This window comes from Nodularia sp. LEGE 04288, from assembly GCF_963896525.1.
In the GTDB taxonomy this organism is placed as follows: Bacteria; Cyanobacteriota; Cyanobacteriia; order Cyanobacteriales; family Nostocaceae; genus Nodularia.
Genome location: NZ_CAWQOY010000111.1, coordinates 1 through 17,747, shown reverse-complemented (window position 1 = coordinate 17,747; position 17,747 = coordinate 1). Strand labels below are relative to the sequence as shown.

Annotated in this window: 10 protein-coding genes; 3 read left to right on the top strand and 7 right to left on the bottom strand. The window is 42.1% G+C overall.

From position 1 onward, the window contains the following. Positions 1-110: 110 nt before the first annotated feature. Entirely contained in the window at positions 111-1,067 is a 957-nt protein-coding gene (locus AACX33_RS12850; RefSeq protein WP_193999671.1) for a DUF4351 domain-containing protein, read from the bottom strand. Positions 1,068-1,090: 23 nt separating this feature from the next. Here AACX33_RS12850 and AACX33_RS12845 point away from each other — a divergent pair, with 23 nt between their 5' ends. Next, complete coding sequence (locus AACX33_RS12845; RefSeq protein WP_227789073.1) at positions 1,091-1,531, top strand: hypothetical protein; 441 nt, start codon at positions 1,091-1,093, stop codon at positions 1,529-1,531. 105 nt (positions 1,532-1,636) lie between these two features. Here the strand turns inward: AACX33_RS12845 and AACX33_RS12840 are convergent, their stop codons facing one another. From AACX33_RS12840 to AACX33_RS12815, 6 genes are all read right to left on the bottom strand, one after another. Next, positions 1,637-2,992, bottom strand: coding sequence for a serine/threonine-protein kinase (locus AACX33_RS12840; RefSeq protein ID WP_193999673.1), 1,356 nt, complete (start codon positions 2,990-2,992; stop codon positions 1,637-1,639). Positions 2,993-3,209: 217 nt separating this feature from the next. Next, positions 3,210-4,736 carry a ferredoxin:protochlorophyllide reductase (ATP-dependent) subunit B gene (gene bchB / locus AACX33_RS12835; protein WP_193999675.1) on the bottom strand — a complete coding sequence of 509 codons (1,527 nt, stop codon included), beginning with the start codon at positions 4,734-4,736 and terminating at the stop codon, positions 3,210-3,212. Positions 4,737-5,055: 319 nt separating this feature from the next. After that, positions 5,056-5,781 carry a DevA family ABC transporter ATP-binding protein gene (locus AACX33_RS12830; RefSeq protein ID WP_193999677.1) on the bottom strand — a complete coding sequence of 242 codons (726 nt, stop codon included), beginning with the start codon at positions 5,779-5,781 and terminating at the stop codon, positions 5,056-5,058. Between the two features lie 133 nt (positions 5,782-5,914). Further along, positions 5,915-7,087, bottom strand: a complete 1,173-nt coding sequence (devC, locus tag AACX33_RS12825; protein WP_193999679.1) for an ABC transporter permease DevC — start codon at positions 7,085-7,087, stop codon at positions 5,915-5,917. A 91-nt stretch (positions 7,088-7,178) separates the two neighbouring features. After that, on the bottom strand, positions 7,179-8,372 hold the full coding sequence (locus AACX33_RS12820) for an ABC exporter membrane fusion protein (RefSeq protein ID WP_193999681.1): 1,194 nt from the start codon (positions 8,370-8,372) through the stop codon (positions 7,179-7,181). Positions 8,373-8,753: 381 nt separating this feature from the next. Beyond that, positions 8,754-9,077, bottom strand: a complete 324-nt coding sequence (locus AACX33_RS12815) for a hypothetical protein (protein ID WP_193999683.1) — start codon at positions 9,075-9,077, stop codon at positions 8,754-8,756. A gap of 970 nt (positions 9,078-10,047) precedes the next feature. On the opposite strand from AACX33_RS12815, the gene AACX33_RS12810 reads away from it, so the two are divergent. Next, positions 10,048-10,311 (top strand): hypothetical protein, encoded by a 264-nt coding sequence (locus AACX33_RS12810; RefSeq protein ID WP_193999685.1) that lies wholly within the window; start codon positions 10,048-10,050, stop codon positions 10,309-10,311. A gap of 369 nt (positions 10,312-10,680) precedes the next feature. After that, positions 10,681-17,676, top strand: coding sequence for a type I polyketide synthase (locus AACX33_RS12805; RefSeq protein WP_193999687.1), 6,996 nt, complete (start codon positions 10,681-10,683; stop codon positions 17,674-17,676). The last annotated feature ends 71 nt before the right edge of the window (positions 17,677-17,747 follow it).

Genomic DNA, 17,747 nt, shown 5'->3' with positions numbered 1-17,747 from the left:
TATACAATATTTGTAGGGTGTGTTATGCCGGAGGCTAACGCACCTGGAATTTTTCAAGCCGAGCCGAAGTGTTGACGGTGCGTTGCGCTGCGCGACAACACACCCTACGGTTAATTTGTTTGCAACCAGTTAAGTAAATCTGACATACTTGTGAAATCTAGTAAAGCTTCGCCAAGGGTTTCTAATTGATTTCCTGAAAGTGATTGGATGCGCTGTTGTATTTCTGGAGATAGTTCACCTACTCGTCTTTTGAGTAGTTTTAAAATAATCGCCTGTTCACCTTCTTGTTTTCCCTCTTCTTTTCCTCGTTCGTAGCCTATGCGCTCACCTGTGGTGACATATCTCATAGTCCTCTCCTGCTCAAATTGTTTAAATTCGTCCCAGAATTGATTTTCTAATGCTTTTGGTAAAATCATAACCCAATCGATGAATCGATAGAGGTTGCGAATATCTTGCTCTTGTAAGCCTATGTCGTATAATCGGCGAATTAGGCGGAATTTCCAGATTTTGCGTTCGGCGGGTGATGAGCGCGTCTGTTGGGTTTTCAAATGCGCCATGACTACTGTCGCAAAGGGATTATTGCTATTTTCTAACTCTTCCCAACGGTCTTCGTAATCTAAAAGTTTGACGCTACCAAATTCAAAGTTTAAGCGGGTGTCGGGATAATTGTAACTGTAGTTGCTGGGTCGCCATTCTCGGTTGGTGTCGCACAGAATGGCCAAGCTGATTGCTGGTTGGTCAAAGCGGTCAAAGATGCGAAAGTTATAAGTAAACATTCGCTTACTAAAATTATCTTCTTTTTGCGCCTGAATTTCTACATGAATTAATAACCACAGTTCTTGTCCTCCGATTTGCCAAACTTTTACTAATTGGTCTGCATATCGTTTACCTTGTTCGGCTTCACGGGCGATTTGTTGAAATTCTTTGTTGAGAAATTGGTAGGGACGTTCCCAGTCAATTAATGCTGCTGTTTCGGGGAAAAAGAATTGCATGGCTTGGGGAAAATACGCTTCCAAAATTTCTTTCCAGGGGCTATCGAAATCGGCGCGCTCGTTAACGTTGGTCATGAATTGATGGCGGAGGATTTTTTATGGTTGTAGGGGCGTGTTTATTATTATTGTCGTTAACAATTAATCATATCGGAGTCGGGGCGGGTTTATTATTATCGTTGTTAGTCGGAGATTCTGCGATTGCTTCACTCCACTTCGTTACGTTCGCAATGACGTGTAAAAAAGTGGGACAAACTTTAGATGAATGTGCGAGGAAGTATAGGGGGTTTTGTAAAAAATATCGACCCCAAGGTAAGGCGGAAAAGCGACACCGTTGGGGAAGTCGGTTGTTAGCAGGAATGAAACCACAACGCAATAAAGGGAAAAAATCTTCACCGGGACAGTTAAAGCTGTTTTGGGATGAGTTGAATATTGATAATGAGGAAATTCAACAAGTTGCGTCTAAGTTTGTGAAAGCGAATTGTTATAACCCTAATCCTATTTCAACGGAGGATGTACTACAAAAATCTGTGCCGGATTGAGAAAACAGAGTGCCAGGTATCGGAAACCCAGAACCCGCAAGACTTCGTGGAAAATTGGCTCTTCACAAAACTTAATAATTATTTGTAGTCTTTATAGATTACAGTTTAAAAGTCTCGACGCGAGAGAAGAGTACCCACTCCAAAACCCAAACTACTGCCCTCCCACGAACCCCACGGAACCAAACATTCCCCCACACCACATCTCTTAACCATCGGAAGGTGGGCTTCTGGTGCTTTGATATCAAAAGTAATATCTTTGTAGTACATCCAGTATCCTCCTTTTCTCCATCCCACTTTATCCCCAAAAGCTCTCCAGATTTCCGAGTTGTACTTTCTGGTTCCACCCAAACTTTGATAAATGCGCTTTTGGACAGAAAAGCCAAATCGCCCATTACTATATTTTACCCACAACTGGTCAATAGTGCGGAGGTCTTCACAGGGAAAGTTATCAATACTATTTGTATCTAACCAACCTTTTTCTTCCCGCTTCGCTACCGCTAACATTACCCGCAGTGTTTCCGCATCTGCTTCTTTCCACTTCCCAGCAGCGAGTAAGTCACGCAGCTGACTGTAGTCCATCCCTACGGCTGATTTTAGTCCCCCCTCCTCGCTTGCGGAGGTGACAACCAAACCCAAATTTTTCCGAAACTCCAACACCGTTGGGGTACGTTCTTCCGGTTCTAAAGCCATCCCCTGTAAAATCGCATCATTCACCCTCTGACTAATACCGGAATTATAACTGCGTGGTTCTGGTAAAGGTTCATCATCATACTTACGATTTACCGCAGGTACTGGCTGTTGTTCTCCCTCTGCTTTCAATCCGTTCGCAGTCAGCAGATAATATAATGTTGCAGCTAAAGCGTAAACATCGGTATGGGAACCATTACCTTTACGGCTATATTGTTCAATGGGTCTATAACCTTCTGTACCTGAATAACTCATGCTTGTTGTAGCAATACTCCGGGTTAAACCAAAGTCAATTAACACCGCTTCTTGTTGATTTTGTCGTAACAGGATATTTTCCGGTTTGATATCTCGGTGTAAGTGTCCTTTTTGATGAATATATTCTAAAGCCTGTCCAATTTGGTCTATATATAATAGTGCTTCTGTTTCTAATAATTGTCCTTGTTTCTGGACATATTCAAATAAAGTTACGCCATCGATATATTCCATCACAATGCCCCAAAGTTCACCTTCTTGGATGACTTCATTAACTTTGAGTATATGGCGATGGTCAAAGCCTCCCATAATTAAGGCTTCGTTAATAAATTTTTCCTGTTGTTCGGCAAAGTCTTTTTTGCGTTGCATTCGCTGATTCAGGGTTTTGATGGCGTATAATTTCCCCGTTTTGGGTTCTTTGGCTTTGTAGGTAATGCCAAAACCTCCGATACCCAGTGTACCCTGAATAATAAATCTACCGTTCTTTATTGGTTGGTCGGTTTGCCAAGTTATATATTCCATGTATTTGTCAATATAAATACCCTGTCCTGCGGCGATGTCTTTCAGGTAATCAGGGTGTGGTTTTGTATAAATTACAGTATAAGCGATTAATTAAGAACCCCACCCCCAACCCCTCCCCGCAAGCGAGGAGGGGAGTTAAGAGATGGTAAACACTGAGAGGCTCAGATCCCCGACTTCTTGAAGAAGTCGGGGATCTATATGATCTATATGGCTTAGATTAAGCGCCTACGGATTCTTTGGCTGCATAAAGCACTTCGGCGTTAATCTCTTTGAAGCCTCGCTCACGGGCAAATTTCTCGGTGTTGCGTTTGACTTTACCACGCACAAATCCGGGGATTTTGTTGAGTTCGGCTTGTCCGTCTTTCGACCAGTTGAGGTCTGAGTCGGCTGATATTCCTTTGGTGATTACTTCTTTGGTGTCGTGTCCACCGAAGATTTCTAAGAGGTGATCTTCCATTCCCAAGGTGAAGGAGTTGTATATCAAGTCTGTGATCTGATTTGTTCCTTCGTAACCTAAAAATGGTTTGTATCCTATGGGGAAGTTCTGGACGTGTATGGGTGAAGCTATGACTCCACAAGGAATGTCTAAGCGTTTACCTACGTGGCGTTCCATTTGTGTCCCGAATATGGCTGAGGGTTCGACGCGGGCGATCGCATCTCCAATTTCTCCGTGATCGTCGGTGATCAGCACTTCGTCGCAATATTCGCTCACTTGTTCGCGGAACCAGTCTGCATCATATTTACAGTAGGTTCCCGCCCAAACTACGTGTATCCCCATTTCTCTGGACAAAATTTTGGTCATGGCCGCAGCGTGGGTATTGTCACCAAAGACTACGGCTTTTTTACCAGTCAAGTTTTGACAGTCGATGGAACGGGAGAACCACACAGCTTGAGATACATTCATGGTTTGTTCATTGATGAATGCTTCGTAATCAGCTTCAGCGCCTTGGGCGTTAATTACCTGCTGAATTTTACGGATACATCTAGCAGTTTCTACTACACCCATTGGGGTAATATCTACATAAGGTGTACCGAATTGTTCTTCTAAGTAAGTCGCAGTGGCTAAACCCAGTTCTCGGTAAGGTAACAGGTTAAACCAAGCTTGGGGTAATTTTTTCAACTCATGAACCGAAGCACCTTCAGGAATGATTGTATTGATTTCAATTCCCAAATCAGCCATCAGCCGCTTGAGTTCGGTGCTGTCGTGATTGTTATGAAAACCAAGTGTAGAGTTACCAATAATGTTAACAGAAGGTTTTGCGGTTTTGCCTTCTGGTAATTCGCCCCGTTTCCGGGCTTTTTCGATGTAATACTGGACGATTTGATGCAGAGTGCGGTCTGCGGCTTGGAGTTCGTTAAAGCGGTAGTGGTTGACATCTGCTAACATGACATCACCTTTGGCTTCTAGCTGCGCCCGTTCCACAAAGTTGTGTAAGTCTTCTTGGAGAATGCTAGATGTGCAGGTGGGAGTTAACACAATTAAATCTGGGTGTTCTTCACCATCTTTGCGGACGATGTTATCTACCACCTTTTCTTGAGAACCCCTGGCTAAAACGTTGCGGTCAACTACACTGGTGGTGACTGGGGTGAAGTTTTTCTCCCGTGATAACATGGAACGCATGACGTTGAAGTAGTCATCGCCTAATGGGGCGTGCATAATCGCATGGACGTTTTTAAATGAACTCGCGACTCGCAGTGTGCCGATGTGGGCTGGCCCTGCATACATCCAGTAAGCTAATTTCATGAATGTGTTCTCCCTTTGCAATTGAAATAACTATAAGTGCATGATTATGAAATCGCTTCTGATTGTCTCAAATGTTGGAGTCAGGATGAAGGGGGAGTTTTTGCTGATTCTGTGGGTAATTAATGGCTGAAACCAAGTGCCTGATTGGGATTTAGCTTTTTGTTTTAACAATATTTATGTTGTTTAATTACATAACTCTTAATGATTGGACAAGTATTTTTATCATTTTTTGTTGATTGTTAAATTATTACTAAGAATGTTTTGAACCGCCAAGTCGCCAAGAACGCCAAGAGGGGAGAGAAGGAGGTTCACAAATGTTTTAGACGCAGACGACTTCTTTAATTAATCGCCCGTCTTCCATGTGAATGATCCGGTCTGCTATGTCTAAGATGCGGTTGTCGTGTGTCACCATTAAGATGGCACAATTCTGTTCTCTGGCTAGTTGTTGCATCAGGTTGACTACATCTCGTCCCGATTTACTGTCTAAGGCGGCGGTGGGTTCATCGGCTAGAACTAATTTGGGTTGACTGACTAAAGCTCGTGCGATCGCTACCCGTTGCTTTTGTCCTCCTGAAAGATCCGATGGATAGTAATCTACTCGATGTCCCAATTTTACAGCATTGAGCATAGCTTCTGCTTTGCGGCGTGCTTCTGCTGGGGAAATGTTTTTGTGTAACTCTAGTGTCATTTGGACGTTTTGTCGGGCTGTTAAAAAATCTAATAAGTTGTGAGCTTGAAAAATATAGCCAATATGACGACGTACTTTGACTAATTGCTCATTGCTAGCTCCATAAAGTTCTTGTCCTAAAAATTGGAGACTGCCATTTTGAAGAGAACGTAAGCCACCAATTAAAGTCAATAAAGTTGTTTTTCCGGAGCCGGAAGGTCCTGTCATAATAACAACTTCACCGGGTCTAATGGCAAGATTAATATCAAACAAAATTTGGAATTTTAATGATTTTTTGCCCAAGTATTGGTTAAGATTCTCTATTTTGACAATATATTGTTTTTTAATCTGTCGAGAGCCAAATTTATCTGCGTCCATCTGCGTTCATCCTCTTCTATCTGCGGTTAATGCTTTCGGGGATGAAACCTCACCCCAAGCCTCTCCTTCTCCGAAAGGGAGACGCTACGCGAAACTAAGGAGAGGGAGCAGGAATATATTTTAATTAACTAAGTTAAAAAATATCGGCTGGGTCTACATTTCGCAGCTTATTTGTAGACAAAAATCCTGATACTAAGCACATAATCATGGCTAGGGAAAATACAAATATTGCTCTTTTTAAATTCATGATTACAGGTAATTGAGTCGCATTTTTGGCAATATCATATAAACCTAAAGATATGGCAAAACCTGGAACATAACCTAAAGATGCTAAAATTATAGCTTGTTGGAAAACAATGCTTAAAAGATATTTGTTTTTAAACCCCATAGCTTTGAGTGTGGCATATTCAGCTAAATGATTAGAAATGTTGCTATAGAGAATTTGATAAACAACAATCACACCCACAACAAAGCCCATAATCACCATGAAGTTAAACACAAATCCTATTGGTGTTCTCAGAGTCCAATAGTCTTTTTCTAATTTGATAAAATCTTCACGAGTAATTAGTGTGACATCTTGAGGTAACTTGGTTGCTAAATTTGCTAAAACTTTTTCAGGGTTAGCACCGGGTTTGAGCTTAATTACACCTATATCTATATCTTGTACAGAACGCTCTTGGAATATCCTTAGAAAAGTTGAGCTGCTCACTATTAAATTTCCATCGACTCCAAAGGAAGGGCCTAAGCTAAATAAGCCGCCAACTTTGACTTTGTAACCAACTAAGCCAATATAGCTAAATATTTCAGCTTCTACAGTTTTTCCCTGCTCAAAATTTTTAGCCAGGGGTCCAAATTCTGGGCGAGATGCACCATCAAATAAAACCTGATTAGGAAGTCGGATTAAGTGGAGATTTTGCTGAAGATTTGGTAGATTTATAATCGATTGTACTGGATTAAATCCTAACACATATATTGGGTATTTCAAACCAGTTTGGGGATTCTTGAGTTTAGCAAATTGTACATATAAAGGACTAACTGATTCTACATCTTCAAATCCTAAAAGCTGGTATAAACGCTGACGGGGAAAGCTTTGGTTGGATGTCAGGGATTGATATTGAATACTAATTAAAAATAGGTTTCCATCGAGATTTTTATGCAACTGTGTAGCACTTGCATAGAGTGCATCCTGAAAACCAATTTGCAGAAACATCAGCACAGATACAAAAGCAATTCCAGCTAAGGCGACAATAAAGCGAGCTTTTTGTTTAACTAATTGTAGCCAAGCTAGAGGTATGTTGAGAATCATCTAGCTAACCTCAAATGTAAGTAAGCGGATGTGAATAAAGCCGTCGTCATTTATCTTTTGTCATTGGGAAGAGTTTGAGGCGTTCATCTATTTATATGTCAATGAGTACCTGCACTTGTAAGTCCGTTAAAGTTGTAACTGGTTGGTTATCAGGTAGGTTATCGATCCGGATTTTGACATCAACTACTTTGTTGTCTGTATTCACTTGTGGATTGAGGTCAAAAATATTTTGTCTACTAACTTGCAAACCAATGTCTGTGACTTGTCCGCGTAATTCTCCGGAAAAAGCATTGCTAGTAATTATGGCTGACTGTCCTAGACGCACTTTTTGAATGTCGGTTTCATAGACTTCTGCAACTACATACATCTGTTGTGTGCGCCCTAAGTCAGCTATGCCGGCGTTGCTAATAATTTCTCCTGGACGAGTGTTAATTTTCAGCACTTGGCCGTCGATAGGCGATCGCACTGAACTTAAATCCCAGTCGGCTTGGGCTTGTCTGACTGAGGCGATCGCACTCTCAACATCAGTTTGTGCTGCTTGAATATCAGTAGGACGGACTTCCGCAATACTCTGGAGTCTGGCTTGAGCTTCGTTTAACTGCTTTTGGAGAGTTTCTATAGTCCGGTTGAGCGCAGCTTGAGCTTCATTGAGCTGCTGTCTCACAGTATCGACTCGTAACTGCTTGCTATCTGAGTTGGAAGCTGAAACTGCACCTTCTGCATATAACTGTTGATATCGTTGATTTTCACTCTCAGCATTACGCAACTCAGCTTCTAAACGAGCAATCGTCGCTGATTGGGCTGAAATTTCTCCTCTTAACTCAGCTTCTAGACGAGCAATTGTGGCTTTTTGTGCAGAGATGTCTCCGGCTTTTGCTCCCGCTTTTACCTGATTGACACTAGCTTGAGCCACTAAAACCTGCTTTTGGGCTTTTTCTAAAGCTGCAAGGCGAGTTTCGTAACTGTCCAGAATCGCCACCACTTGACCTTGAGACACCCAATCGCCTTTATTAACCAAAAGTTTTGCCACCCGCACCCCAGCTTGGGAATTAGCCGCAGATAAACGAATGACTTCACCTTGAGGCTCTAAACGTCCTAAAGCAGCAACACCCGTAATCCTGGGAGAAGTGATTGGTGTAATTGCAGGTTCCACTGTAGAAGTTAAACGATTTCGTGAAAAGCTGTAGAAAGAAATTGTCCCAGTAGCTACAGCTAGAGAAATTGCCAAAATTATTGACCACTGACTTACAGGTTTTGTGAATAACTGCCTTTCTTTGGGTCCCATAATCACTTTTTTCTCAGTTAGAGATATTTAGCTACAAGTCAAACGATTTTGAATTTTGGAATTGACCCCACAGATAAATCTAGTACAAGTCGGCGGAAATAAACAGACCATTCAAAATCCATGAAAAGCCCATATTACAAGCTTTTTGACTTTTGACTTTTGACTTCCGCCTTGCGGTACTAGGGGCTTGTACCAAAAATTCCCAATCCAAAATCTAAAATCCAAAATCTAAAATTTTTCGGTCATTAGTCATTAGTTTTTACGCCTACGATAGCTTGCATGGCATAGCTATGGGATATGATTTGAACAGAGTCCTTAATCATTATCGGAGTATGCATCCCCAACAACTAATGACTAATGACTACTTAGCAATATGTATTTTTACTTGTTTAGCACTACCTCTTTTTGATTGTTCAAAATTGCTAAATATTCACGACGTGTGCCATCTATCCGGTAATGGTCGCAAATTTGGCAGAGTTTCAAAACATCCAATCGGCTGAATAATTTTTGATGCTCAATTTTGTTATCAGTCCTCCAACGCCAAAAAGTTGTCCGATCAATACGGCGATTACTCTCAGGCCATCTTCGTCGGGATAAGAAATCGACTATTTCTTGTTCATAAAACGAGTAGCCTTTGGGCAACTTTAGAAGTTCTTCTCTTAACTCAATTAGCGGTATGAGTGGATCTAACTCAGATAGTCTCATGCCAGCAATCCTTTATAGTTTCGTTTCAGTCTAATTTTGTAGAATGCTTGATGCAGCACGGTTTAGTTATATGCAAGTGCATTGTCATCCTGCGTGTAGTTCCATGCATAGAAGCATGAGATAATCAAGCAAGTTTATGTCTCTGTATTTCTCTACTTGGAATTTCACAGGATTTAATTACCTTTCACATCATTTAGAATAAACATCATGATACTCAATTGCAACCCATACGCAACATATTTGATCATAAATAATTGGCAAAATGGCACACATCAATTCTGCAAATAATTTTTAGCAAATAGCCAGTTTGGAATACCTTAGTTTATGGAAGGTTTTGATACATAATTAATTAGTATCATTGTGTATAGCCAGAGAATAATTGTTAGTAAATAAATTTACATTCGACGCAAAAAAATCATTAATCAGTAGTTTGAATTAATTAAATATACAACAACTACAGGCACTTCCAGGTAAATAGACTCGCCCTTGAGAGGCATAGTAATGTTCCCTACGGCAGATGTAGTTGAAATAAATCAAAACTGCTGTATAGGTTAATTTATCCCCAGCATCAGGCTCCTTAGCTCTCAGGTTTGTAGTCATTCGCTCAGGAATTACTAATGGCTATATCAGACTGGTGAGATTTTTGACCATAGTCCCGATCTAGAAAATTATGCTTTTAAATTGAATCAATCTCTAGGCAGATGTAAAAACTAGTTAGATAAATCAGTTTAGCAATAATTAATATTGTTTATAGGTATATCAACAGTGGTATACAACAATAAAGATGGCATAATTAACTTGATAAACTGTTAACAATAAATACAACAAATCAAATCTATGCAATTTTTATGAAATTTTGATAAAGATAACTTAACTTTATGACATACTGATAAATCAGACTGTTAATAACTATTGAATTAATAGTTCCCGCCCTTCAAAGAGCATAGACAAAATGAGATTACAGCGATTCATGCTCTCGTTACCAAGTTTTGATAATCAGAGGCTAATGTTTCATGCAGCGCGCCAGACTCTTCGCAAAGCGGAGATGGCACGTCTGGCGGTACATGAATGGCTCAATCAGCATGATTTTGAGCTGGAAGAGTGGAAAAATAAAACCGCTTCTGAGCTTGGTATTAGTATTAGTGAGCTAGAGCAGAAATTATTAGCTGCTGGTCAGACACAGGCAATGAAAAGAAAAAACAATGATCAAGCTGATTCAGAAAGCAATTTTTGAGCTAGCTGAGTGAGATTGATACAGAACCATGTAGGTAATAACAATTGATATGCTCAAACAATCCCGCTTTATCAGCATTTTTCCCTGGTTAGACATCTGGAGTTGCATATAAGTTGCAATCGAGAATCAACGGGTCTAATATAATTGCAATTAGCAAATTAATAGGATGATGTGCATCAGGATGAAGTTTCGATATCAAACTATCCCCGCTCAAGTTGTCAAATAACTGAGATTTCCACTTTGCATATATCCACAATTGATTTGATAAGAGTAATTTTGTACCTAATAGATTCTTTTAAATTTGCTGATTGACAGAGAATAACTCTCCACACATATACATTTTACAAGCAACGTAGTGAACTTGAAGACATGGCTGCTTCTAAAATTGAAGCTGAATTAGAACAGTTGCAAGATGAGATCCGCAATTGTGAAAATTCTCTACTGAAGCTCATACAGGGAAAGAAAATTATGGTGAGAAATGTACCGCTAAACACTAGCGAGATAAATACACAACTGCAAAAGACCAAAATTGCCATTGTCGGCATGGCTTCTATATTTCCGCAAGCCAAAAATTTACAGGAATATTGGGAAAACATTATTCACAAAGTTGATTGTATTACTGATGTTCCGCCTTCGCGTTGGAGCATAGATGATTATTACGACGCTAACCCCAGAACACCTGACAAAACCTACTGTAAACGGGGCGGATTTATTCCAGAAATCGATTTTAATCCGATGGAATTTGGGTTACCACCCAATATCTTAGAAGTTACAGATATTTCTCAGTTGTTAGGTTTGCTGGTTGCCAAATCTGCGATAGAAGATGCTGGCTATGGTGAATCTCGGCAGTTTAATCGCGAACGCACGGGGATAGTATTGGGTGTAGCTATCGGTAGACAATTAGCCATGCCCCTCGGCGCAAGATTGCAGTATCCAGTGTGGGAAAAAGTGCTGAAAAGCAGTGGCTTATCTGATGAAGATACACAAAGCATCGTTGAGAAAATCAAAAGCGCATATGTGCAGTGGAATGAGAACGCCTTCCCAGGGATGTTAGCTAATGTGATTAGCGGACGAATTGCCAACCGCCTAGATTTGGGGGGAATGAATTGTGTCGTTGATGCTGCCTGTGCCAGTTCTTTGGGTGCGCTGAAAATCGCCATTAGTGAGCTAGTTGAACATCGTTCTGACATGATGCTGACTGGCGGTGTGGACACAGATAACTCGATTATGGCTTATATGTGTTTCAGCAAAACCCCGGCTGTTTCTCCCAGCGAGAATGTCAAACCCTTCGATGTAGACTCCGATGGGATGATGCTGGGTGAAGGTGTGGGAATGTTGGTACTGAAGCGCCTAGAAGATGCCCAACGAGATAATGACCGCATCTATGCAGTGATTACAGGTATTGGCAGTTCTAGCGATGGTCGCTATAAAAGCATCTATGCACCCCGGACAGAAGGTCAAATCAAAGCTATACATCGTGCTTATGAAGATGCAGACTGTTCCCCTGCAAGTGTCGGTTTAATTGAAGCACACGGCACTGGGACTATGGCTGGAGATCCCACGGAGTTCTCCTCTATCAAGGCAGTTTTTGGGAAAAATAACTCCAAACAACAACATATTGCCCTGGGAAGTGTCAAATCACAAATTGGACATACAAAAGCGGCTGCGGGTGCGGCTAGTCTGATTAAAACTGCCTTGGCTTTACATCATAAAGTATTGCCACCGACGATTAACATTACTCAACCCCACCCTAAACTGAATATTGAAAATTCTCCGTTTTATTTAAATACGGAAACCAGACCTTGGATTGCTGCCAATGACCAACCCAGACGAGCTGGTGTCAGTGCTTTTGGCTTTGGTGGGACTAACTATCATGTGGTTTTGGAAGAATACAACAGCGAACACAACCAGGCTTATCGCATACATAATAGTTGTGAAGCCGTGCTGATATCAGCTAAAACACCCGAAGAGTTGCGATCGCGCTGTCAAGAAATCCAAAATCAACTAAAATCCGATGGGGGAGAACGGTATTATGCAGAATTGATTGCGGCTGTGAAAGCTGTAGAAGTTCCGGTGACAGATGCCAGAGTGGGGTTTGTGGTTGATTCTCTGACTCAAGCTGGGGAGTTGTTACAAAAAACCATTGACTTGCTGAAAAAACAGCCCCAGGCAGAATCTTGGGAGCATCCCCAAGGAATTTACTATCGCCAAACGGGGATCAGCAAAAACCAGAAAGTTGTGGCGCTGTTTTCCGGTCAAGGCTCACAATACTTAGAAATGGGTCGGGAACTGGTTATTAACTTTCCTTGTCTCCGACAGGCTTATGCAGAGATGGACAGGCTTTTATGCCAAGATGGTTTACAGCCTGTGTCAGAAGTTGTCTTCCCAAATCCTGTATTCAATCCAGAGTCAAAAGCAGCCCAGATGTCAGCTTTGCAGATGACAGAATACGCCCAGCCAGCCATTGGGGCTTTGAGTACGGGTCTGTACAAGATTCTCCAACAAGCGGGCTTTAAGGCAGATATGGTCGCTGGACATAGCTTTGGAGAGCTGACGGCGCTATGGGCTGCGGGGGTGTTGAGTGAGGAGGATTACTGCTTTTTGGTGAAAGCTAGGGGTCAAGCTATGGCTACACCCAAAGATTCTCAGTTTGATACTGGAACCATGCTGGCGGTGAAAGGGGATGTGAGTCAGGTGAAAAAACTGATTCAGAATTTCCCGTTAGTGAATATTGCTAATTTAAATTCTCCTCAACAGATGGTGCTAGCTGGGACAAAGGCTGAAATTGCTAAGGTCGAGGAGTTGCTCACGGCTAAAGGGTTTCATCCTGTATTGCTGAAAGTTTCCGCAGCTTTTCATACATCTCTGGTGGCTTATGCTCTGAAACCTTTTGCTAACGCCATTGAAAGAATTAGTTTGCAGTCGCCACAAATCCCGGTTTACACGAATTTTACGGGGAAAACTTACCCCAATCAGCCAAAAGTTATCCAAAATATCCTCAAGGAACATTTGGGGAGTCAGGTGTTATTTCAAGAGGAAATTGAAAACATTTATGCTGAAGGCGGTTATTGCTTTGTGGAATTTGGGCCGCGAAATACGCTGACTAATTTAGTTAAGGAGATTCTGGGTCATCGCTCCCATATAGCTGTAGCCTTAAATACGCATCCTCAAAAAAATAGCGATCGCACTCTCCGAGAAGCTGTTATACAATTACGTGTCGCTGGTTTACCGCTGCTCAATCTCGACCCCTACCAAGTGCAGCGCCCCATCCCCACAGAACCTCAAAATCAAGTCTTGAATGTTCGCTTAAATAGCACTAACTATGTGTCGGACAAGACAAAGCAGGCTTTTGAAAAAGCTCTACAAAATGGGCATCAAGCAAAATTGCCCCTTAGCAACGGTAAGCAATCAGCCGCAGTTGCGAATCATCACTCAGCAACACCAGACTTTTTCACTTCTGAGAGCTGGCTTGGCCAAGCCATACCTACAGAGAACATAGCAATAGCAGTCAATGGTCGAACTAAATCTATGAACAACGGGAAATCAGATGCACAGGATAGCAAGTCTACACCAACCAATTCCGAAGCATCTGTGAATTATCACAGAGCGATCGATAACTTAGAGTACACCCTGATCGAGTTCAATCGCCATCAACGTCACATCTTGCAGGTTCATGAACAGTCTTTGAAACATCAGACAGAATATACCAAAACCTTCTTCGGGCTGATGCAACAACAGCATATCTTGTGGGGGAATGGTAAATTTATTCAGCAACAACCGCAAACTCAGCAACTGGCTATCTCCAGTACAGAGCGTAGCATCATGCGGTTCCACGAGCATCAAGCTGACAGCCTCCGCATTCATGAGCAGTATCTCAACTATCAGCAAGAATATACGAATAACTTTTTCCAATTAGTTCAGCAACATCAACTGCCGACCTCTGATGATATCACTCCCAACAGTCTGATCTCCGCGCTCAAATATCAAGATAGTTCTACTATTCCTTCATACCCAGAATATCAGCCTATTACAGTCACAAGTGCATCGGATGTGGCTAATAAATCTCAGCCTGTTTCCACTAATGGTAACGGGAATGGTAATGGGAATGGTAACGGCAAGGTTAATGGCAACGGTAACGGGAATAGTAATGGCAACGGTAACGGCGCACATCATCAAACAATACCAGTTCTAGATATTATTGCGCCCAACGAGAATCAAACTGCAACCATAGTAGCTGCACCACCAGTAGATATTGATGCTGCTACCCTCAGCCAAACTCTGCTCACCATTGTCAGTGATAAAACAGGCTACCCCAGCGAAATGTTAGAAATGTCGATGGACATTGAAGCTGATTTGGGCATTGATTCTATCAAACGCGTCGAGATTCTGGGAGCATTATTAGAAATATATCCCCATTTACCCCAGCCGAATCCAGAGGAATTGGGACAGCTACGCACCCTCGCTGAAATAGCTGAGTATATCAGGACTTTAGCACCAGCAAACTCAGTCACCCCTGCTGCAACCAGCAATGAGGTATTAGAAGCAGAAACTCCTGAAGCCGAAACTGTAACATCTCCCTCACCTTCTCCAATTCCAGATCATCTCAGCCAAATACTGCTCACCATTGTGAGTGATAAAACAGGCTACCCCAGCGAAATGTTAGAGATGTCGATGGATATTGAAGCTGATTTGGGGATTGATTCCATCAAACGTGTGGAAATTCTGGGAGCATTATTAGAGCTATACCCCGATTTACCCCAGCCAAACCCGGAAGAAGTGGCTCCACTGCGTACCCTGCAAGAAATCGTGGATTACATAGAACAGACGGTAGAAGAGGCAGGGGTGCAGGGTGCAGGGAGCAGGGGGGAAAGAGTGGAAGTAGTAGGGAGCAATTTATCTGCTCAGAGCCAGTCCCTAGTTCGCCGCAGTCCGGTTAAACTGAAATTTCTTCCTGAACCTGATTTTTTAGATTTCACCTTACCTGCACAGCATATTGCTTTGCTCACCGATGATGGTTCCCTGACTACGACAAAGTTAGCTGAGGCTTTAAGCAAGCGGGGCTGGAAAACCGTGGTTTTAAGTTTTCCTCAAACGTTGATTGGTAAACAATCGCCTTTACCTGACAGCATCAATCGCGTAGTTCTGTCAGATTTGAGCGAGGAGCATTTACAACAACAATTAACGGCGATCGCACATGAATATGGTAAAGTTGCCGCATTCATTCATCTCAATCCCTCAAGTCTGCAAAATACCAGTCATCATGTCTGCTATCCGGAAACCGAAAAATCTATCCTGCGTCACGTTTTTCTCACCGCTAAATACCTCAAAGAATCTTTGAATCAAGCAGCGGAGTCAGGACGCAGTTGTTTCTTGACTGTGGCTCGTCTGGATGGCGAGTTCGGACTAGGACAAAAAACTAACTTTGGTGCAATTAGTAGTGGATTGTTCGGACTCACCAAAACTTTGAACCAGGAATGGCCACCTGTATTTTGCCGAGCCTTAGATATCAGTCCTGATTTCGATGGGGAAACTGCGGTCAAGCATATCCTGGCTGAACTTCACGACCATAATCGATTGGTTGTAGAAGTGGGATACAGTTCACAAGGACGCACAACCTTAATCTGTGAACCAGAATCAGATGATATTTTTGAGTCTGCAATTCCTGATCCCCAATCCCAAGTATTTCTCGTCAGTGGGGGTGCAAAGGGGATCACAGCTAAATGTGTGATTGAATTAGCACAACGTTATCAATGCAGATTTATTCTCCTGGGTCGTTCTGCTGCTGAACCTGAACCTGTATGGGCGGAAGGTTACCTCGGCGAAGCGGAATTGAAAAAGCGGATTATGGAAGATTTCGTCGCTAAAGGAGATAAACCTACACCTGCAATGGTGCAGAAAAAGTTTCAAAGGATTGCATCCAGAAGGGAAATAGCCGCCACCTTACAAGCCATTGAGCAGGCGGGTGGACAAGCAGAATACTTGAGTGTGGATATTACCGATGCGATCGCCCTTTCTCTGGAAGTTGCTAGTGCAGTTGAGCGTTTGGGTGCAGTTACAGGAATTATTCATGGAGCCGGGAATCTCGCTGATAAGCGGATTGAGAAGAAAACAGTCCAAGATTTTGAAACGGTTTACGCGGCGAAAGTGAACGGTTTAGAAAACCTGCTGCGCTGTATCCCAGCTAGTGAATTGCAATATTTAGTGCTGTTTTCCTCTGTGGTCGGCTTTTATGGCAACGTGGGACAATCAGATTATGCGATCGCTAATGAAATTCTCAACAAATCAGCCCATCTCTTCAAACGCAACCATCCTCATTGTCATGTAGTCGCAATTAATTGGGGACCTTGGGATAGTGGAATGGTATCTCCAGAATTAAAAAAAGCTTTTGCTGAACGAAATATCGCCACAATTCCCCAGGAAATTGGAGCGCAGACGTTAGTTTCCCAACTGGGACAAAAACACCACCAAACCACACAAATAGTAATTGGTAGTCCTCTTGTCTACACTCCAGAAGCATTCAGCCCAGAGTTAAAAAGCTTTCGTATCCAGAGGCAATTAACATTAGCAGCAAACCCATTTTTATCTGACCATGTGATTGCCGGTAAACCAGTTCTTCCCGCCACCTGTGCCTTTGCCTGGATTGCTAATACCTGTGAACAACTCTATCCCGGTTACAAATTCTTTAGTTGCCAAAACTTCAAAGTTTTGAAAGGAATTATCTTTGATGGTGATCAAGCCAATGAATACATTTTAGATTTAGAAGTTTCTCCTAAATCTGATCACAATCAAATCGAATTTCAGGCTAAAATATGGAGTAACAATTCTGGGAAAACTCGTTATCATTTCAGTGCTAATATCACACTACGGCAACAAATTCCAGTAGCTCCCACCTATGAGTTATTTAACCCCGAACGAACAAACCTCGATATCAGCGCATCATTTTATCAAAACGGAGCATCAAGCTTATTTCATGGTTCCGCTTTCCAGGGCGTACAAAGTGTTTTAAATATTAGCCCTGAGACAATAACTATAGATTGCCTATTGCCTAACTTAGACGCAACAAAACAAGGGCAGTTTCCAGTCCAAACATTCAACCCTTATATTGTTGATGTTCAGATACATTCACTGTGGATTTGGTCACAATATTTTCATCAAGTAGGTTGTTTACCTTCAGAAATCCATAATTTTGAGCAGTTTGCCAACCTACCATTTGGTGAAAAAATGTATATCTCTTGCCAAGTGAAATCCAAGTCAGAATCGGCAGTGGTGGCTGATGTAATCACACACGATGTCCACGGAAGAATATATTCCCGGATGATGGGTGCTAGAGGCATTGTTTTACCTCGCAACTTAGGAACGGTTTAAAACTACAGCAGTTTCCAATGATATAAGGTACATCTTAGCCCCCTCATCGCTTGCGGGGAGGGGGTTGGGGG

Excerpts from the sequence above, each read along its gene's own strand:
- devC (WP_193999679.1), bottom strand. The coding sequence starts at position 7,087 with ATGATTCTCAACATACCTCTAGCTTGGCTACAATTAGTTAAACAAAAA.
- AACX33_RS12840 (WP_193999673.1), bottom strand. The coding sequence starts at position 2,992 with ATGGAATATATAACTTGGCAAACCGACCAACCAATAAAGAACGGTAGA.
- AACX33_RS12850 (WP_193999671.1), bottom strand. The coding sequence starts at position 1,067 with ATGACCAACGTTAACGAGCGCGCCGATTTCGATAGCCCCTGGAAAGAA.
- AACX33_RS12830 (WP_193999677.1), bottom strand. The coding sequence starts at position 5,781 with ATGGACGCAGATAAATTTGGCTCTCGACAGATTAAAAAACAATATATT.
- AACX33_RS12805 (WP_193999687.1), top strand. The coding sequence starts at position 10,681 with ATGGCTGCTTCTAAAATTGAAGCTGAATTAGAACAGTTGCAAGATGAG.
- bchB (WP_193999675.1), bottom strand. The coding sequence starts at position 4,736 with ATGAAATTAGCTTACTGGATGTATGCAGGGCCAGCCCACATCGGCACA.
- AACX33_RS12810 (WP_193999685.1), top strand. The coding sequence starts at position 10,048 with ATGCTCTCGTTACCAAGTTTTGATAATCAGAGGCTAATGTTTCATGCA.
- AACX33_RS12820 (WP_193999681.1), bottom strand. The coding sequence starts at position 8,372 with ATGGGACCCAAAGAAAGGCAGTTATTCACAAAACCTGTAAGTCAGTGG.
- AACX33_RS12815 (WP_193999683.1), bottom strand. The coding sequence starts at position 9,077 with ATGAGACTATCTGAGTTAGATCCACTCATACCGCTAATTGAGTTAAGA.
- AACX33_RS12845 (WP_227789073.1), top strand. The coding sequence starts at position 1,091 with ATGGTTGTAGGGGCGTGTTTATTATTATTGTCGTTAACAATTAATCAT.